Origin of the sequence: Marinomonas aquiplantarum, assembly GCF_003314975.1 — a bacterium.
In the GTDB taxonomy this organism is placed as follows: domain Bacteria; phylum Pseudomonadota; class Gammaproteobacteria; order Pseudomonadales; family Marinomonadaceae; genus Marinomonas; species Marinomonas aquiplantarum.
This window is the reverse complement of sequence record NZ_QNRF01000002.1, coordinates 68,073-86,146: the sequence shown is the minus strand read 5'-3', so window position 1 is coordinate 86,146 and position 18,074 is coordinate 68,073. Positions and strand designations below refer to the sequence as shown.

Below are 18,074 nucleotides of genomic sequence, written 5' to 3'. Positions count from 1 at the left end.
CCACTAAGCCGGACCAAATTCACTCAAAGACAATGCCTTGTGCTAACGGTAAGTCACCACCATAGTTCACGGTATTGGTTGTACGGCGCATATAATTTCGCCAAGCATCAGAGCCTGATTCACGACCACCGCCGGTGTCTTTCTCGCCACCGAATGCGCCACCGATCTCAGCGCCAGAAGTACCAATATTGACGTTCGCGATCCCACAGTCAGATCCCGCTGGCGACATAAAGAATTCGGCTTCACGCATGCTCTCTGTGAAGACGGCTGACGACAAGCCCTGCGGCACTTCATTTTGGATTTCAATGGCATCCGCAAAATCTGTGTACGTTAGAACATATAAAATGGGCGCGAAGGTTTCTTCATGAACAATTGGGGCGTCATGTGAAATGCGAACAATGGCCGGTTTGACATAATAACCACCCTGAGGCACGCCTTCGGTGACACGTTCACCACCACACACAATCTCACCACCTTGTCGCTTCGCCGACTCAAGAGCCGTCTGCATCCGTTGATAACTTCCCGCATCAATTAATGGCCCAACCAAAGTGCCCTCTGCCAAAGGATTACCAATCGGCAAAGACGAATAAGATTTCGCCAAGCGAGACACTAAGCCATCCACAATATCGTCATGACAAATCAAACGTCGCAACGTCGTACAACGCTGCCCTGCGGTGCCTGCCGCAGAAAACACAATGGCGCGTAATGCCAAATCTAAATCCGCTGTGTCTGAGACAATCATCGCATTGTTACCACCTAGTTCGAGCAATGAGCGACCTAAACGCGCAGCCACCGTTTGAGCCACGGCGCGTCCCATGGCAGTCGACCCTGTCGCCGACACAAGTGGAAAGGTGTCACTCGCGGCAATGGCTTCGCCAAGGTCACGGTCGCCAATCATCACAGAAACAGAGGCTTTAGGCATGTCAGGCATATCCGCCAACACATTCTGCGCAATTTGATACATAGCCAAAGCACAAAGTGGCGCCTTTTCAGACGGCTTGAGCAAGATTGGATCACCACAAATTAGCCCTAACATGGCATTCCAAGACCAAACCGCCATAGGGAAATTAAAGGCTGTAATCACCGCCACAGGACCAAGTGGCTGCCATTGTTCCATCATGCGGTGGCCTGGGCGTTCAGAGACAATAGACAAGCCATGCAACATGCGCGACTGACCGACAGCGAAATCACAGACATCGATCCATTCCTGCACTTCACCCAACGCCTCTGGCATAATTTTTCCCGCTTCCAGCGCAATCACTTGTGCTAATTCATGTTTATACTTACGCGCCTCTTCACCAATGCGACGAACCAGCTCACCTCGGCGCGGCGCAGGAATAGTACGCAAGGCTTTAAAAGCCGCTTTCAATTCGGCGTTAACCTCACCTAATTGCTCTGGCGTGGCGTTCAAAAAGTTTGATAGTACCTTTCCATCAATTGGGCTGTGGGCAGAAAAAGCGCTACCTTGGCCTAATGACATAGTATTTCCAGTCATCACGCTATAGTAAGTATCACCCTCTTTTAGTTTGTTGACGCCCAAGGTTTCTAAGCAAGTCTGTGACATGTTTTGCCTCTTTTATAGATTAATTCGGAAGATGCTTTCACCTTATCCCAGCCAAGATAGAAATGAGAAATATGCTTTTTCTGCTGGTGGTCTAGTTTTTTCCTATAGCATCCCCCAAAACCTATAGGTATATTGAAGACTCAGCTTTTCCTTGAGGTTCTGATGGACATTCGATCTTTGCGTTATTTCATTGCTGTGTACGAGGAAGGCAGCCTTAGCGCTGCCGCCAAACGCTGTTTTGTGGCCCAACCATCGATTTCAAACACCGTCAGCCAACTAGAAGAAGACCTCGGCACCAAGCTTTTTGTGAGACATTCAAAAGGCGTATCGGCCACCGACAGTGGCACGCAACTTTATCCCCACGCCTGTAAAATGGTGAATGATATGAGCAGCATGCGTCAGCTATTTCATCAGACACCAACTCCGCTCTCCTTGTCTATCTCGCTTGCGCCATTTCTATCCGGTGCCTTGATAAGCCAAGTCATCAAAACCATGCTGGATGAAGTCTCCGGGTTGACCTTAAAACTGGTCGACGAATCGGAAAGTGCCGACCTACGATTTACTTGTCATCGCTATACTACGGAAGAAGACGTGTTTTACCCTTTATGGGAAGACGATTATGTCATCGCCATGCCACTCGACCACTGGTTATCCGACTTTCCTTCCTTATCCATTAAACAAATCGACAAACAACCTTTTATCTCTCGAACACCATGCGACATCTTTGAGTCATGGCATTATTTAATGCAAAAACAAGAACTCACCACCGATGTCAGAGCACAAGTCAAAACCGAAGAATACGCTCTGGATCTGGTTGCCGCTGGATTAGGGATTTCATTGATCCCTGAGCATTCATCGCGCGGTCGAAAAGACTTATGTCTCAGACCCTTAAACGACGTAAAACTGAAGCGAGTGGTTGGCTTAGCGCATCAAAAGTCTCGAAGCTTTCCCGCTCACCTAATCAACACCATATTAGCGGCAAAACAGCAACTCTTCGTACCGACCAAAGCAAAAGAAAATGCGCTACGTCCAGAGCGAAATCACACCTCCTGATTCAGGTCGCACAACTTTTCTGCATCATCAGATGCTTTTTTAGCTTTTGTCGAAGTCCTTGGTAATGCAGTAGAGTAATGTAAAGACGATATATTTGGAGCAACACCATGACCTATCAGGATTTTTTCGCTGCTTTATGGCAAAAATACACACAAGTCACACCACAAGCGCTGAGCATTCAAACCCTCTTTGAAGGTTATGGGGAGCAAGTGATAAACGATCACGTAGCTTTTCGAACCTTTAACAATTCGCCCATCTCTCTGGAAAAACTTGAGCCACAATTGATTGCGCTCGGTTATCAGGCTTATGGCGCCTTTCGTTTTGAAAACAAACATTTAAAGGCACGCTGTTACCGTCATAACGATGATTCAAACGCGCCTAAAATTTTTCTTTCAGAATTATTAATAGACGAGCTGCCACAAGAGTGCCAAGACATTATTGCTCGTTATGTTGCTCAAATCCCCTCTGATGCCGTTCAAGATCCAAGTATTTTTTATGCTGGATTAGTTTGGCCTAAACCCACACAAGCGGACTATTTAACCTTAGCCAAACACAGTGAATACGCTGCTTGGTTAATCACCATGGGATTGCAGGCCAATCACTTTACGGTCAGCATTAATCACCTTTCCACATTTGACAGCATTGCGACGGTTAACCAAACCTTAATCAACCAAGGCTATGTACTTAATGACGTTGGCGGTTTAATAAAAGGCTCTCCACAATCCTACTTGGAGCAATCTTCAACCATGGCGGATAAAGTCGACTACCTATTTTCCGATGGACAAAAAGCGCTGATCCCAAGCTGTTTCTATGAGTTTGCAGAACGTCACAAAATGCCGGATGGCAACTTATTTGACAGCTTCATTGAGGGTAATGCGGATAAAATTTTCGATTCAACTAATACAAAGTAGCTTTATAAAATACGTATTTTAAAAAGTGTCGTCCCCAAAATAGGCTCAAAATGGCATCATGATTTTCGAGCCTATTCTGTAATCAAGCAATTTGCCCCTTTCAAGGCTCATGAGAGTATGTACCGATTCATCTTGCCGTGTATAATGCTCGCAGTTTAAACATGGGCTTTACTATTATGATGAATCAACTTATTGAATTTTCGATCAACCACTGGGAAATGGTCGCGGTTTTTTTCGCTATCCTGATTACCTTGATTTTTGTTGAACAAAAAGGCGGTGCTCAGGGCATAACTCCTGCGGCGGCCACCACTTTGATGAATAATGAAGAAGCCGTTGTTGTCGACATTCGTACTGAGAAAGAATTTAATGCTGGCCATATCACTGGCGCAATCAGCATTCCTGCGACGAAGATGAAAGACAACCTACACCGTCTTGAGAAACACAAAGATGCCCCCATTATCTTGGTGTGCAAGTCAGGAATTACGGCTGGCCCTAGCGCTAAAGACCTTAAGAAACAAGGTTATAGCAAGGTTTATAAGATGCAAGGCGGCATTGCTGAATGGCAATCGTCGAACCTGCCATTAGTGAAAGGTTAATGTGAAATATGGCCACTGTAACTATCTATTCAAGTGATTACTGCCCTTTTTGTGTTCGAGCAAAACAACTTCTAAACACAAAAGACGTCGCGTTTAATGAAATCCGTGTCGACGGCGAGCGTGCTTTACGACAAGAAATGATGGAAAAAAGTGGCCGTCACACCGTTCCACAAATCTGGATTGGTGAACAACATATTGGCGGCTGCGATGATCTTTTCGCCCTTGAACGTGAACAAAAATTAGACGCTTTATTGTCTCAATAAAATACGCTCGAAAACGCAAGCAATATAAAAAAACCAAATAACAACGTGAAATGATTTAAACAAGGAACTAGCATGGCTGAAACAGCGGCAACTCAAGAAACACAAGAAGCGCAAGCACCACAATTGTCTCTACAACGTGTCTTTTTGAAAGACATCTCTTTCGAATCGCCTCGCGCACCGATGATTTTCCAAGAAGAGTGGAAACCAGAAGTTGGCTTGGAATTAAACACAAAAAGCCGTCAAGTTGGTGAAAATGTTTACGAAGTGGTACTTGAGATCACAGTAACAGTGAAAAACAACAACGAAACAGGCTACCTAGTTCAAGTCCAACAAGGTGGTCTATTTGTGATTTCTGGTCTGGATGAGCAACAGTTGCACCACGCTCTTGGCGCATTTTGTCCTGCTACTCTTTTCCCATACGCTCGTGAAAACATCGATGCAATGGTTGTAAAAGGCAGCTTCCCTGCGATCATGCTAGCACCAATCAACTTTGATGCATTGTACGTTGAAAGCCTACAAAAACAGCAAAGTGAAACCGCTCAGTAACAAACGCATTTGAACTTGATTCAAGTTCGTGTAAAAAAAGGAGGCCACGCGCCTCCTTTTTTTATAGCATAAGAAAACCTTTTACTCATAAGGTCTGATCAATATCTCAAATGGAAGCTGTGATGAGAAAGAAAAAGAAACCTTGTCCATATTGTCTAAAAGCCCGATGGCTACTATTGTATTTAGCTTGTTTCGCTCTGTTTGGGCTGTTGGTGGTCAATCAGTTTTTAGGAAAAGGGATGTAGAGTGAACCAGCTGTTAACTTACTTTGTCTGTTTGATCATCACCACCTTATTATCTGGCTGTGCGACCTACCGAGATGACATTGAAGTTGGATTATCGCTTGCCAAGCAAGGTGAATGGAAAGCCGCTGAGAACAACCTCACTGATGCCTTGGACAATTCACAAGACCAGTTGCTTTACTATATGGAGATTGGCAGTTTAGCGCAAAACCAAGGTGACTTTGAACGCAGTAATGCCCTACTAGAAAAAGCCGAAAGATTGAGTGATACCTTCCTCGAAGAAAGCTTATCAAATCGCACTTGGGCACTCATCTCAAACCCACGACAAAGTAATTACCGCGGCTCGGGGGTCGAACGGGTCTACATTAGTTATTTAAAATCGCTTAACTACCTTGCCCTAGCCGAGCAAGCAGAATCATTACCAAAACAACGACAACTATTAGATTCCGCGTTAGTTGAAGCGCGTCGCATTGACATCAAACTTAACGAAATCCGAGCTCAAACGCCAAGTTATGAACAACTCGACGCAAAAAAAGACCGCGCTTTTTACGAAAAAGCCATTTCCTGGTTAAGCCGTTTTTACACAGGCCGTTTAGATAGAGATAAATTCCTCTATCGTGACGATGCTTGGGCACGATATATGGAAGGCCTACAATATGAAATTAGCGGCGAGTACGATGATGCTCGTATCAGCTATCAAAAAGCCGCTGAGCTGTATCAAAATGGCTATGCGGAACAATACAACCTTCCCGAAGTCACTGCTGAACGTGCTTGGTTAGATGCCATCCGAATGATGAAAAAAACAGGCTTCGACAGTGCTGAAATTACCCAAGCTATCCAAGCAAACTTGTCTCCTGACATGCAGCAAACACTGCAGACCTATCAACCAGACAGTGCAGAACTCGTGGTACTTGAGCATCAAGGTTTTGTGCCCGATAAAAGCGAAATGTCACTCCTTTTATACGCCGAACCTTGGGCATACTCTCTGGTACTTGAGCCATTACATGGCGGCGGAAGAATGGAAGACAACGATGCATTTCGTTGGTTTACCATGGTATATGCTGACATCAACCCGCTGAATATGATTGCCAATTACAAAGCTGGCGGGGCTTGGGGCGCTTTTTCAGGCGTATTCACTAAACGCGTCATCCTTGGCTCAGGAATCTGGCAGCAACTTGAACAGTCAAATATTGATACCCTGCTCACACAACAAAGCATCCGTGTTACCGTACCTTATTATCGTCGCTTTACCCTAGACCAACATGACACCCACTTAACCGTCTCCAAGCAAATTAAAAAGAATGACAGCTTACGCATGACCTCTTTGGCGGATATCGCTTTTCAAGAGCAACTAGCGAATGCTCAAAGAGACATATACGAAAGCATGGTCCGTGAGTTTATTCGCAGCTGGCTAGCATTTCGCATCACATCCGAGGTCAAAGACGAAGGCGCAGCCATGTTACTCAACTTTATTGGTCAAATATCGGTTTTAGCCACATCAGCAGCCGACACTCGAAACTGGTTAACACTACCAGCACAAGTTCGCCTAACCCGAACACCGCTAAAAGCGGGCCAATACCAACCGACCTATCAGACCAATGGCAAAGACTTTTCGCTTGGCGAGATCTCTTTGGAAGCCAACAAAATAAAAGTATGGAACCTACGCAACCCATATTAAATGGATTAAACTAACCAGAGCGGATTCACTAAGCTCCTATTAAGGTGATGTAAGGAAAAGACTATGAAAATTCAGCAATTATCATCAGTGACATGGAAAGCTTTTTCTTGTCGCACTGTATTTACCCTATTCATGGCATTGTTACTCACAGCCTGTTCAAGCGGCAGTGTTAAGCGTCTTGGCGATAACGAAGAAGTTGCTTTATCTGATCGCTGGAACGACACAGACTCTCGCCTGGTGGCTGAAGAAATGATGTCTGACATGCTGACCTTCCCTTGGTTCCGAGATTTCAACTTCAACCAAAAAGGTAACCCAACGGTTATTGTTCAATCGATCCGCAATAAATCCTCCGAGCACATTCCGGTCGATACCTTTATTAATGACATCAAACGTAGTCTCATTCGTTCAGGTAAAGTGGACTTTGTGGTCTCAGGAGCGGAACGTGATGATGTTCGTAGCGAACGAGAAGACCAAGAACTCAACGCGGCATCTGGAACTGCGGCTGAATTTGGTCTAGAGCAAGGAGCAGGCTTCGCCCTCTCTGGTACCATCAACTCCATTGTTGACTCCAACGGCGAACAACGTGTCAGCTTCTATCAAGTCGATCTTAAACTTATCGACATGACCACTAATCGCGAAGTATGGAATGGTCAAAAGAAAATCAAAAAATTGGCTGATAAAGGTTTCTTCTAATGACGAAACCTTCGGTCATACAATGTCTCTTTATGGCCGCCTTAGCGGCCAGCCTTTCGGGGTGTTTCAGCAGTTTCAATCAATCGTCTAAAGATACAGAAACACTACCCAGCTGGGTCAGCTCGCCACCTCAAAGCCAAACACATCTTTATGGTGTTGGTAGTGCGCCTAAAATAGACAATCTGGCCTTAGCCTTTAATCAGGCAGAACAAAGCGGCAATGCACAAATTGCCCAGCAACTGACGACTCAAGTCAGCCAAATCAATACGCAGAACACTCAAGTCTCGTCTAATAACGGCAAAGAGCAGGTATCAAAAGTACAAACGGCCTATACACAAGTGGCTACGGCCCCAATTGAGTTAGAACAAGCGATCAATGAAGAAAGATACGTGGGCAAACAATATGTGTACGCCCTACAATCCATTGATCGCTCGCGCATTGTTAGCCGACTAAAAAGTGCTATTCGCGATCTGGACCAGAATATTATCAACAATGCAGAATCACTCACTACAAAACTTGGTGAAGACGCTGCGCCAGCGGATTGGCAAACCTACATGCGATTGATCCCCGCTTTCGCACAACGCCAATCTTATGTCGAAGAATTACAACTTTATTCAACTGAACGCACCCTAGCGGGTCGTGCCAGTGATGAGGTTATCCGCATTGAACAACAACTCAATCAAGCACTGCTGAGCTACGGTGTTGATCCTTCAAAAACACAACAAGCCAATGCCCTCGCCAGTGCCTTATCCGAATTTGGTATGACACCAAAAAGCCCAGCCTTGTTCCGCTTAGAGAGCAATACCAGTCAACACAGCGAACAGCAATCTGGACGTCATTATGTGTTTGAGGAAGGCAGTCTTGCCTTATTTGGTCCAAACAATGCCCGCTTAGCCTCATGGACAGTCAGCGCCCGAGGCATTGCTAAAGACGCACAAAGAGCCGCAGATGCCGCCACTGAGAATTGGTCGAAACAAGCCATTAGCGCCATGTTCACTTGGCTAACCCGTTTAGAATGAAACAGGATGCAGGCATAAAAAAACGACTCACTTTAGGAGTCGTTTTTTGTTTAAAAGCCTGTTAAATGCCATCAAATGGCCTGCAACAAACTATTTGAGATCTTCGTAAGGTAAGCCTACGTATTGCATCGCAATGACTCGACGACCTTCTTCTGTATCTGTGTAGAAATTCAATTCCGAACTCATGAAACGTCCGTGGGTTTCCGCGTCTTTACTGCCTTCATCACTAAAGTCATGCAGCATATTGGTCATCCACCAAGAGAAACGCTCACCGTGCCAGACTCGACGTAGGCAAATTTCAGAGTATTGATTGATGCACTCTTTATCGCCTTCTTTATACACTCGGGTCATAATTTTATTCAAGGTCGCTACATCCGAGGCCGCTAAGTTCAAACCTTTCGCCCCAGTTGGTGGCACAATGTGCGCCGCATCGCCGACAAGAAACAAATTACCATACTGCATTGGTTCGCAGACAAAAGAACGCAAAGGAGCAATACTTTTCTCAATGCTTGGCCCTGTCACCAATCTTTCAGCCACATCATCTGGCAAGCGATTCTTAAGTTCTGTCCAAAAATCGTCATCACTCCAATCTTCTACCTTGTCCGTCAGCGGTACTTGAATGTAGTAACGTGAACGAGTCGCTGAGCGCATACTGGTCATGGCAAAACCGCGATCGGTTTTACAATAGATCAGCTCATCATTCACTGGTGGTGTGTCAGACAAGATACCAAGCCAACCAAATGGATACACTCGCTCAAATTCTTTGCGGGATGACTCTGGAATGGTTTGACGAGAAACCCCATGGAAGCCATCACAACCTGCGATGTAATCACAATCCAAACGATGCTCTTTGCCGTCCTGTTCGAAGGTGACATAAGGGGTTGCCGATTTCACATCATGCAAGACCACATTGCTGGATTCGTAGTAGGTGGTTAAGCCTTTCTCGGCTCGAGCTTCCATCAAGTCTCGAGTCACTTCCGTTTGGCCATACACCATAACCGTATTGCCACCGGTGAGCTTTTCTAACTCAATCTGTACGCGCTTATTGTTAAAGGCTAGTTCAACCCCTTTATGAACCTGCCCCTCACGATCCATACGCTCGCCAACACCTGCTTCTCGTAGCAAGTCAGTCATGCCCTGCTCCAATACACCGGCACGAATACGTCCCAATATATACTCGCCAGAAACACGTTCAATAATAACGTTATCAATACCTTGCTTTGCAAGAAGCTGTCCCAGCAATAGCCCAGAAGGACCTGCTCCAATAATTGCCACTTGAGTTTTCATGCTCTCTCACCTTCATTTATTGTTTTTGTTTAGTGCTGGCTTTTTAGCTTCGATGCTAAATAACAGCACTATTTGATCTTCATCATAGAAGCCAAGGGATCTCTTGGTTAGGTGAAAAATGATCAAAAAATTGTACTTTTTGATCACAGAAGAATAGAGTGAAAATATCTTTCTTACGTGAAAGCCTTATAACTGTTGGCTTTCCATCCTATTTTAAGCAATATAAAAGTCAGCTTATATAAAATAAAAATGTAAAAATAGCTTATGAAAAAAAATCAGATTCCACACTTCGGTTTGTATGGAGAGTCCAGTTGGATCAATGATCCAGAGTTTTTCCATATTGAAGACATAGAAGACAGAAGCAGCAATCTCGGCTGGAAAATCAGCCCTCACCGACATGCTCAGCTGTTCCAAATTTTGATCCTAAAGTCAGGGCAAGCCAAGGTTCAACTAGACGATCAACAACAAAATTTACTGGGCGCTTGGGCCATCATCGTACCCGCAGGCGTTGTACATAGCTTCCATTTCGCGCCAGATACCGACGGGCGGGTCATTAGCATTGCGGAACCATTACTAGAAGACGCTTATCAGGAAAAAGCCGCAAAATTCATCAAACCATTGCTGAGCCAAGCCTGTCATATTAATTTTAATGGCAACCGCAATAGCTTTTCAGAGTTATGGCCATTGATTCAACAACTGGAAAGTGAGTCTTCCTACATTCGAGAAGATCGTGCTTTGATGAGCGAATATCTGATCAAAGCCATTTTGCTCATTCTGCATCGACAACAGCAAAATAATGGCGATGAAAGTGCAACGGAAGTGACTGAGAGTAGCCGTATTCAAAGGCTAAAAGAATTAATAGAAAGCCATTTTCGAGAACACTGGAGCACACAAGATTACGCTCAAGCACTCAGTACCTCCACCAGCCGCTTAAACCGATTAAGCAAAGCCTCATTCAATAAGAGTGTGCTGGCACTAGCGCATGAAAGGCTGTTGATTGAGGCCAAACGCAGCTTAATTTACACCGCTCGCTCGGTAGATGAAATCAGTTATGATTTAGGTTTCAAAGATCCTGGCTATTTCTCTCGTTTTTTTAAACGTGCCACCGGCATCCCCCCAGGAAAGTTTCGCGTATTAAGTAACCAAACTTCTATTTGATGAATTTTTCTAACCTATTAGCTGAAAATTGATCGTTTGCTGAATAATTGGTCAAATTTTATAATTCGTAGTGTAAAAACAAACATTAATTTTTCTGGAGATACACTATGAAAAACGATTACAAATACGATGCTTTCGGTAACTTAGACGCTGACTTTTATGTAGAAAAAGCTTACGAACTTCGCCGTGCCTACTACGCACAAGCAATCAAAAAAGTGACGTCTCGTGTTAAAGCATTTTTCACTGGTCTAACCATTGCTCGTCCTTTCAAGTCTGCGTCACAACACTAAGCTTTCTGTGTCGCTCGACTAACCTCATGTTCCCGATGATCGAAAGGCTAAAATAAAAAATCGATCCGGTAACAGGTTAGTACTTTTTTGTCCCCTATCTCACCTTTTCTGTTCATCCTTATTATCGTCTTTATTTCCTCTTTCCCATTCATTAAATTGTCATAAATGTGACATAAAATTCTCTACTAATTATTCACCAAGATGTATTAGAGGGAAAATGAGTCAAATAGACGAAGCTGCCTTACTGCAAAAGATACTCAACAATGGGCTGATCACACCTTATTTTCAACCTATCTATGATTTGAGTAATGGTGAAATCTATGGTCACGAAGCCCTGTCCCGTGGTCCTAAAAATTCTGCGCTTTTTTCCCCTGATGCGCTCTTTAGCTTAGCGCTGAAGGAAGAGCAATTACACCGCTTAGAATTGTTGTGCCGCGAGAAAGCCATTAGTAAGTTCTCCAAACTCAACCTTAAAGGTCGACTATTCTTAAACGTCAGTGCATCACTGCTTGGCTCACCAGAGCACCAATCAGGCATGACATTAGGTATTCTCAATGACTTAGGACTAGATCAAAAAGACATTGTGATCGAACTATCTGAACAACATCCATACGATCACAATGGCTTACCAAGAAGCAGTGTTGAGCATTACCGTAAAATGGGTTTCCAAGTGGCTATCGATGATTTGGGAGTGGGCTACTCTGGCCTACAACTGTGGTCTGAGTTGCAACCCGACATCGTCAAAGTGGATAAGCATTTTATTCAAGGCATCGACAAAGATGAAATCAAACGCGAATTTGTACGCTCAATCCTCACCATTGCACAGCGTTTGAATTGCATATTAATTGCTGAAGGCATCGAAAATCAGCAAGAACTGGATCAATTAATCGAGATTGGCATCACGCTAGGGCAAGGCTACTTCTTAGGTCGCCCAACCGAAACACCGGCCTTTAGTACTCACCCTTATTTAGTAAAACAAGCACAACGACGCTCACAGTTTCAACATGACCATTCCGAAACGGTACAAATACTGTGTCGCCCTACTCCAAGTTTGCAGCAAAACAGTCTGTTAGATGAAGCTTCGTTGTGTTTTAAAAAGCACCCAGATTTAATTGCTATTCCCGTATTAGACCAAAACAATCAGCCAATCGGTGTGATTCGTCGTCACCAGCTACACGAGCTTTTTTCGACGCCTTATGGTCGCGCTTTGTATGAACACAAACCTGTGACTAACTTATTAAGTGATGATGTACTGATTGTAGAAAGCAATGTCAGTTTGGCCAGCGTTTCTACTATGGTCACTAACCAAGAAGCCGATACCCTAAACAACGAGATCATCGTGGTTCGTGAGGGTAAGTTCTTAGGAACAGGGCATTTAAAAGACCTTCTGAAACGCATTACAGAGTTGAAAATTCAAAACGCGACTTACTCCAATCCGTTAACATTACTACCGGGCAATGTGCCCATTCATCGAGAAGTCAGTCGCCGTTTAGAAACCCAAGATGACTTTTATGTCGCTTATTTTGATCTCAATGATTTCAAACCGTTTAATGACTTTTTTGGTTATTCGAAAGGCGATGCCGTCATTCAATTAGTCGGCTCTCTAATCAAGGAGTTAGTCGCCCCGAATAATTTTATCGGCCACATTGGCGGAGACGACTTTGTGGTAATTTTTGGCGATCACGACTGGCAATTACAGTGTCAACAAATACTCGATGCTTTCGCGATTAAGGTAAGGGAGTTTTACACTCAGGAAACCTTAGCGGAAGGGGGCGTTTGGACCAAAAACCGTCATGGTGACACTCGTTTTCATCCTATCCTAAGTCTCGCTATTGGCGTTGTACACCCAACACATTGTCGCAATCATCACCAAGTAGCGGAACTGGCCGCACAAGCCAAAAAACAAGCGAAGCAGACAGGCGGTAATCATATTCACCTGCAACCCCGCTTGATCCCGGAGCCCAAACAAACCGTTGGTGAATTGTGATCTAACTGTCATAAAGCACTCACAAGTCTGTCATAAAGCCTCTTTAATCTGTTCTTTAACAGGGCAATACCCTTTAAGGAGGCGATTATGCAAACTCGATTTCGATCCGTGTTCATTTCCGATGTACATTTAGGTACCAAAGCGTGTCAGGCGGTTCATTTATTGAACTTCTTACAAAGCATTGAGACGGACACCTTATACTTGGTAGGCGACATCATCGATTTACAGGCCATGCGCCATAAAGCGTATTTTGTTGATGCTCATCATCAAGTGGTGGAACAGGTATTGGCGATGGCAAAATCCGGTACCAAGGTGATTTACATCCCAGGAAATCACGACGCCTTCTTTCGTCAGTTTGCCGGTCAAACCTTATCTGGCGTAGACATCCAATTGCATGCTCGTCACAACACAGCAGATGGTCGAAGCTTTTATGTTAGCCATGGCGACGAGTTTGATCAGATGGTGAAAATTAGCCCTTTGATGTTGGCCATTGGTGACAAAGCTCATGGCTTAATGTTATCGCTTAATCAATCCATTAATGGCGTTCGACGCTTTCTCGGTCTGCCTTACTGGTCCCTTGCTGGCTACCTTAAAAGTCACATAGGCAAGGCCAAAGAGTTCATCGAACGTTTTGAGACTGCTGCGCTGAAGTCCGCCAAAAGTCACAAGGTAGATGGTTACATTTGCGGACACATTCATTTTGCTTCTTTTCAAATGAAAGAAGGCATTCTGTATTGTAACGACGGCGACTGGGTCGAGCATTGTACGGCTCTCACCGAGTCCTCTTCCGGCGAACTGAGTCTGCTACACTGGTCTGAAAACCCTAAGCACCTTGGCACCGAACCTAAGCCAGAAGAATGGGATTTAGCGCCAAGCTATTCACGCAATACGGCCTAAGAAGACACTAAGAAAACAAGTGTATTTTTCAGCGTCTATCGCCTTGTTTAACGAGGTGATAGACGGCTTCGCCCTCCCGCCATCAGACTCAAATCATAAAGGCGGCAGTTTTTCCCTTGGTAAGCAATTTGTGCCAATAGCAACTCTGCCGTCGCCAGCGCATCGGTTAAAGCATCGTGCCCTTGATAATCTGGCAAGCCGTAACGCTCCCGACAATGATTCAAACGAAAGCCACCTTCTTGAATCGGTTGTTGCGCTCGATCCGCCTTAACCTTTTCCAACATCAAAGTATCGAGCCAGGTTAATCCATAAGCAGGCAAAAGATGCTTTTGCCAGGCAGTCTTAAGAAAGCTAATTTCCAACGGTGCGTGGTGTACCACCAAAATTCGCCCTCGCAGAAAATGTCTCAAATAGCGTAATGCACTTTCTTGTTTTTTTCCGTATTGCTGAATATCCGCATCGGTAATCATATGAATACCGACATTTTCACCGACCTCTGCCGTGTCCAATACCAGATGACGAGCACTGTCTAAATCAATCACCCCTTGTTTAATACAAACCCAGCCTAGACTCACAATATGGTCCTGCTTTGCATCCAGCCCTGACGTTTCAATGTCCAGCACCACATATTCCCAATCCGACCATCTCCGGAGCAAAGATTGCCGCTGCTGCCGCCAATGTTTAATCCATGATAAAAGACGACACCACATCAACTGTATCCTCGAAGAAATCTCTGTTGAGCAATGTCTTGTACATCGCTAATGATGCTAAAAGTAGTCTTCAAGTGCTTTCGCTCTAAAGGGCTTAATTTCTTCGGATCCAGGTAAGCACTCGCGGTCCCCGACACTTGCCAATGACGGCTTTGCGCTTCAAGCCGTAGACCATTTAAATGATCCCATGCATCCATTAAATTCCGAGCTGTATCAACGCTTATAAGGTGTTCACGAATGGCCTGTTCTATTCGCTCTAATGTCGACTCCCGATAGACCTTGCAAGATAAACCATATAAGCGGCCTAAATCATTAATCAAAGCTAATCCCTGATGTTTCAAATCCAGCTGATGTTTGTGTTCACCGGAAGACTCCAATAGGAAATGGCGAAAGAAGCCCAATGGCGGTTTTGTCGCAATCGCAGTACGAGTCAGTGTGGCAAGAAACATACTGTTTTGCGCAACCTCGACCTGCATACCTTCAATCAATCGCTTTACCGGAGCATCGTCACCAAACACACAGCGAATATCAAAGAAAATGCTGGCATGTAACAACGCACTGGGAGCGGCGCTTTTTATCCACTGTGCGAATGCTTGCTGCCAACCTTGTTGTGTTTTACGCCACTGAGGGTTGCTGGCCATGATGTTGCCAGGGCAAAGACGAATGCCACAAGATGCCAAACCTTTGCAGACAAATTCTGATAAATCCGCAAAATAAGCGGCTTCTGTCGCATCTGGCTCTCTCTCCAACATCAAACCATTATCCTGGTCACTGCCCAAAGATTGATCCTGACGAGCTTGGGAACCAAACACCAAGAATTGAAAGTCCATTGGCGCCTCGCCCAAAGCCACCACAGCCAATTCAATCAAACGTTTTGTCAGATTATCACTGACAGTCGCCAGCACTTTACCAATGTCAGCAGGCTTCATATCGGTAACAATCAAATTGATGATCAAGGTTGGCCACTGCTGGCAAATACGAGCCAAACTTTCCACCGACGTTTGTCGATGAATCTGATTAATAAACAACAGAGGGCTCAATTCTTGATGTCGCAATAAGTCCGCTGCCGTCAACATACCAACCACTTCCCCTGTTTCTTCAACAATCGGCAGGTGGTGTATGTTGCGTTCACTCATCAGGGTTTGCGCTTGCATGACCAAGGCGTCTGGCGACAAAGTGACTGGGGAGTGAGTCATAATATCCGCCACAACAGCTTGCGCTGAACCTCCTAACGCTAATATCCGTGACCTCAAATCACGATCTGTGACAATGCCCAGCAAGGCGTCTTCTTCAAGGATTAATATCGAACTCACTCTAGCTTCTGTCATTCGCATGGCAATGGTTTGAACGCTTTCACTGGGATCGGCTTGGACTAACTGACGAGTCATAATATGTGAAATTGAGGTCGATAATTGCAGTGCCGGTGAAGCCAACTCACTGTCCCGTCGACGTGACAATTTTCGCCGCCGGTGCAGTTGAGTGTGTTCGAAGAAAAGCCCAAATGCATCATTCTGCTTTAACATGTCTTGAAATCGACTCTTATCAAATCGATACACCAAGCTGTCTTCCATCGCGACCACTTTTAAGCCATCAGGATTCTGCGCCATCACACTCGATACACCAAAACACTCGCCATCGGCAATTTGATCGACCAAACCATCTTTTGGCGTGCGGATTTCACAGGCACCACGACGAATCAAATGCACAGTCGCCGCCTCATCTTCTAATACCAACGTCTGACCTTGTCGCACATACAACATGGCAACGCCAGAGAGAAGCTGCTTGCGCTCTTGATCACTCAAGCTGGCAAAAGGTGGAGTGGACTCAATAAATTTATGCACTTCAGGAATGTCGATGGCGGCCATATTGATTTCTTCTTATTTTGTGTAAAGCACATTGTGCGCCTTTCTGTTACAGAGCTAAATCCAGTTTAGACCAATGTCTAACAAGATCACTCTAGGTTTTCCGTCTAAACAAAAAAATATTTCCTTAGATATCAAGCATCTCAATACGATATGAATTTTTTATCCAAAATCACCTTGACTAAGACAAAAAGTTACCGGTAACATTCACCCGCTAGTTACCGGTAACATTTGTTATTGGTTAACTCTGAATTTCCTAAAAAAATAATCAATGGGAAACCATACTATGAAAAAGCTCAGCACCACTTTGTTAAGCGCCACTCTAGCTTGCGCATTATCCGCACCTAGCTTCGCCGCAGACTATACCTTCAAATTCCAATCTTCTGACCCAGCGGGTGATAAGAACTTTCAAGTTCAAAAAGAATGGGTAAACCGTGTCAAAGAAATGACCGGTGGCCGAGTTGAGATCGACCTTCTTCCTGTTGGCAGTATCTTTAAACATACTGAAACATTAGATGGCATCAAGATGGGCATTCTGGATGGTCAAATCACGGCGACCGAATTTTTCTCAGGCAAAGATCCAGCCTTTGGTTTAATTGGTAACACAGTGGGAGCTTGGTCAAATACTTCGCAACTACTGCAATACATTAACTACGGTGGTGGTTACGAGCTAATGAATGAATTGTACGCACCTTACGGCGTTAAATTCATTGGCGGTTCAACTACTGGTGTTGAATCTTTGGTTTCTCGTGTACCGTTAAATGGTGTTGAAGATCTTAAAGGTCTTAAACTAAGAGCACCTGAAGGTTTGGTTCAGCGCGTCTTTGCCGCTGCTGGCGCAGCGCCTGTTAACCTACCTGGTTCTGAAGTGTTTACTGGTTTGAGTAAAGGCGTCATCGACGCGGCGGATTACACCGTTTTCTCAACTAACCAAAAAGCCGGTATGAACGACATTGCCGCTCACCCAGTGCAACCTGGTTTCCACTCTCTACCATTAATCGATATTTCGATGAATAAGAAAAAGTGGGATAAATTACCAGCCGACTTACAAACCATCTTAACCGTTTCGGTTCGCGATTTTGCTCAGGATATGACTACCCAACTGCGCATTGCTGACCAAGCAGCGGTAAAAGCCGCTCAAGCAGATCCAAACATCACCATACATGATTGGTCTGCAGAAGAACGTAAGAAGTTTCGTGCCATTGCTCGAACTCAATGGGAAGAATTTGCCAAGAGTTCAAAAAATGCACAGAAAGTCTATGACTCTATTACGTCTTACCTAGAACAAAACGGTCTTCTATAAGCATTCGACTGTTTT

At 44.7% G+C, this 18,074-nt stretch carries 17 protein-coding genes; 13 read left to right on the top strand and 4 right to left on the bottom strand.

From position 1 onward, the window contains the following. Window positions 1–19 precede the first annotated feature (19 nt). Window positions 20–1,564: an L-piperidine-6-carboxylate dehydrogenase gene (gene amaB, locus DFP76_RS03765; protein WP_113873338.1), complete on the bottom strand. Its 1,545-nt coding sequence runs from the start codon at window positions 1,562–1,564 to the stop codon at window positions 20–22. 162 nt (window positions 1,565–1,726) lie between these two features. Here amaB and DFP76_RS03760 point away from each other — a divergent pair, with 162 nt between their 5' ends. The 8 genes from DFP76_RS03760 (at window position 1,727) to DFP76_RS03725 (ending at window position 8,565) form a co-directional block, all read left to right on the top strand. Beyond that, window positions 1,727–2,617 (top strand): LysR family transcriptional regulator, encoded by an 891-nt coding sequence (locus DFP76_RS03760; protein WP_113873337.1) that lies wholly within the window; start codon window positions 1,727–1,729, stop codon window positions 2,615–2,617. Window positions 2,618–2,724: 107 nt separating this feature from the next. Next, window positions 2,725–3,528, top strand: a complete 804-nt coding sequence (locus tag DFP76_RS03755; RefSeq protein ID WP_113873336.1) for a DUF1338 domain-containing protein — start codon at window positions 2,725–2,727, stop codon at window positions 3,526–3,528. Between the two features lie 176 nt (window positions 3,529–3,704). After that, a complete protein-coding gene (locus tag DFP76_RS03750; protein ID WP_245931866.1) occupies window positions 3,705–4,124 on the top strand; it encodes a rhodanese-like domain-containing protein in 420 nt (139 codons plus the stop codon). Window positions 4,125–4,132: 8 nt separating this feature from the next. Continuing rightward, window positions 4,133–4,387 carry a glutaredoxin 3 gene (gene grxC, locus DFP76_RS03745; RefSeq protein WP_113873335.1) on the top strand — a complete coding sequence of 85 codons (255 nt, stop codon included), beginning with the start codon at window positions 4,133–4,135 and terminating at the stop codon, window positions 4,385–4,387. Between the two features lie 72 nt (window positions 4,388–4,459). Beyond that, window positions 4,460–4,933, top strand: coding sequence for a protein-export chaperone SecB (gene secB, locus DFP76_RS03740; protein WP_113873334.1), 474 nt, complete (start codon window positions 4,460–4,462; stop codon window positions 4,931–4,933). Between the two features lie 246 nt (window positions 4,934–5,179). Then, complete coding sequence (locus DFP76_RS03735) at window positions 5,180–6,853, top strand: COG3014 family protein (RefSeq protein ID WP_113873333.1); 1,674 nt, start codon at window positions 5,180–5,182, stop codon at window positions 6,851–6,853. A 63-nt stretch (window positions 6,854–6,916) separates the two neighbouring features. Further along, entirely contained in the window at window positions 6,917–7,546 is a 630-nt protein-coding gene (locus tag DFP76_RS03730) for a penicillin-binding protein activator LpoB (RefSeq protein WP_181799785.1), read from the top strand. Next, window positions 7,546–8,565 (top strand): LPP20 family lipoprotein, encoded by a 1,020-nt coding sequence (locus tag DFP76_RS03725; protein ID WP_113873332.1) that lies wholly within the window; start codon window positions 7,546–7,548, stop codon window positions 8,563–8,565. The genes DFP76_RS03730 and DFP76_RS03725 overlap by 1 nt, the downstream gene beginning before the upstream one ends. Before the next feature lie 90 nt (window positions 8,566–8,655). Here the strand turns inward: DFP76_RS03725 and pobA are convergent, their stop codons facing one another. Then, window positions 8,656–9,852, bottom strand: coding sequence for a 4-hydroxybenzoate 3-monooxygenase (pobA, locus tag DFP76_RS03720; RefSeq protein WP_113873331.1), 1,197 nt, complete (start codon window positions 9,850–9,852; stop codon window positions 8,656–8,658). A gap of 264 nt (window positions 9,853–10,116) precedes the next feature. Here pobA and DFP76_RS03715 point away from each other — a divergent pair, with 264 nt between their 5' ends. The 4 genes from DFP76_RS03715 to DFP76_RS03700 all read left to right on the top strand — a co-directional run bounded on the left by DFP76_RS03715 (window position 10,117) and on the right by DFP76_RS03700 (window position 14,184). Continuing rightward, window positions 10,117–11,010 carry a helix-turn-helix domain-containing protein gene (locus tag DFP76_RS03715; protein WP_113873330.1) on the top strand — a complete coding sequence of 298 codons (894 nt, stop codon included), beginning with the start codon at window positions 10,117–10,119 and terminating at the stop codon, window positions 11,008–11,010. A gap of 107 nt (window positions 11,011–11,117) precedes the next feature. Then, window positions 11,118–11,300, top strand: a complete 183-nt coding sequence (locus tag DFP76_RS03710) for an RSP_7527 family protein (RefSeq protein ID WP_113873329.1) — start codon at window positions 11,118–11,120, stop codon at window positions 11,298–11,300. Between the two features lie 217 nt (window positions 11,301–11,517). Next, on the top strand, window positions 11,518–13,287 hold the full coding sequence (locus DFP76_RS03705; RefSeq protein ID WP_113873328.1) for a GGDEF domain-containing protein: 1,770 nt from the start codon (window positions 11,518–11,520) through the stop codon (window positions 13,285–13,287). A gap of 87 nt (window positions 13,288–13,374) precedes the next feature. Then, window positions 13,375–14,184 carry a UDP-2,3-diacylglucosamine diphosphatase gene (locus tag DFP76_RS03700; RefSeq protein WP_113873327.1) on the top strand — a complete coding sequence of 270 codons (810 nt, stop codon included), beginning with the start codon at window positions 13,375–13,377 and terminating at the stop codon, window positions 14,182–14,184. A gap of 47 nt (window positions 14,185–14,231) precedes the next feature. On the opposite strand, the gene DFP76_RS03695 is transcribed toward DFP76_RS03700, so the two are convergent. Together DFP76_RS03695 and DFP76_RS03690 are read right to left on the bottom strand one after the other, a co-directional pair. Then, window positions 14,232–14,894 carry a 3'-5' exonuclease gene (locus DFP76_RS03695; RefSeq protein ID WP_113873326.1) on the bottom strand — a complete coding sequence of 221 codons (663 nt, stop codon included), beginning with the start codon at window positions 14,892–14,894 and terminating at the stop codon, window positions 14,232–14,234. Next, window positions 14,894–16,759 (bottom strand): DUF294 nucleotidyltransferase-like domain-containing protein, encoded by a 1,866-nt coding sequence (locus DFP76_RS03690; protein ID WP_113873325.1) that lies wholly within the window; start codon window positions 16,757–16,759, stop codon window positions 14,894–14,896. Before DFP76_RS03690 ends, DFP76_RS03695 begins: the two co-directional genes overlap by 1 nt. Before the next feature lie 283 nt (window positions 16,760–17,042). Between DFP76_RS03690 and DFP76_RS03685 the strand changes: the two genes are divergently transcribed. After that, window positions 17,043–18,059, top strand: a complete 1,017-nt coding sequence (locus tag DFP76_RS03685) for a TRAP transporter substrate-binding protein (RefSeq protein ID WP_063332479.1) — start codon at window positions 17,043–17,045, stop codon at window positions 18,057–18,059. The last annotated feature ends 15 nt before the right edge of the window (window positions 18,060–18,074 follow it).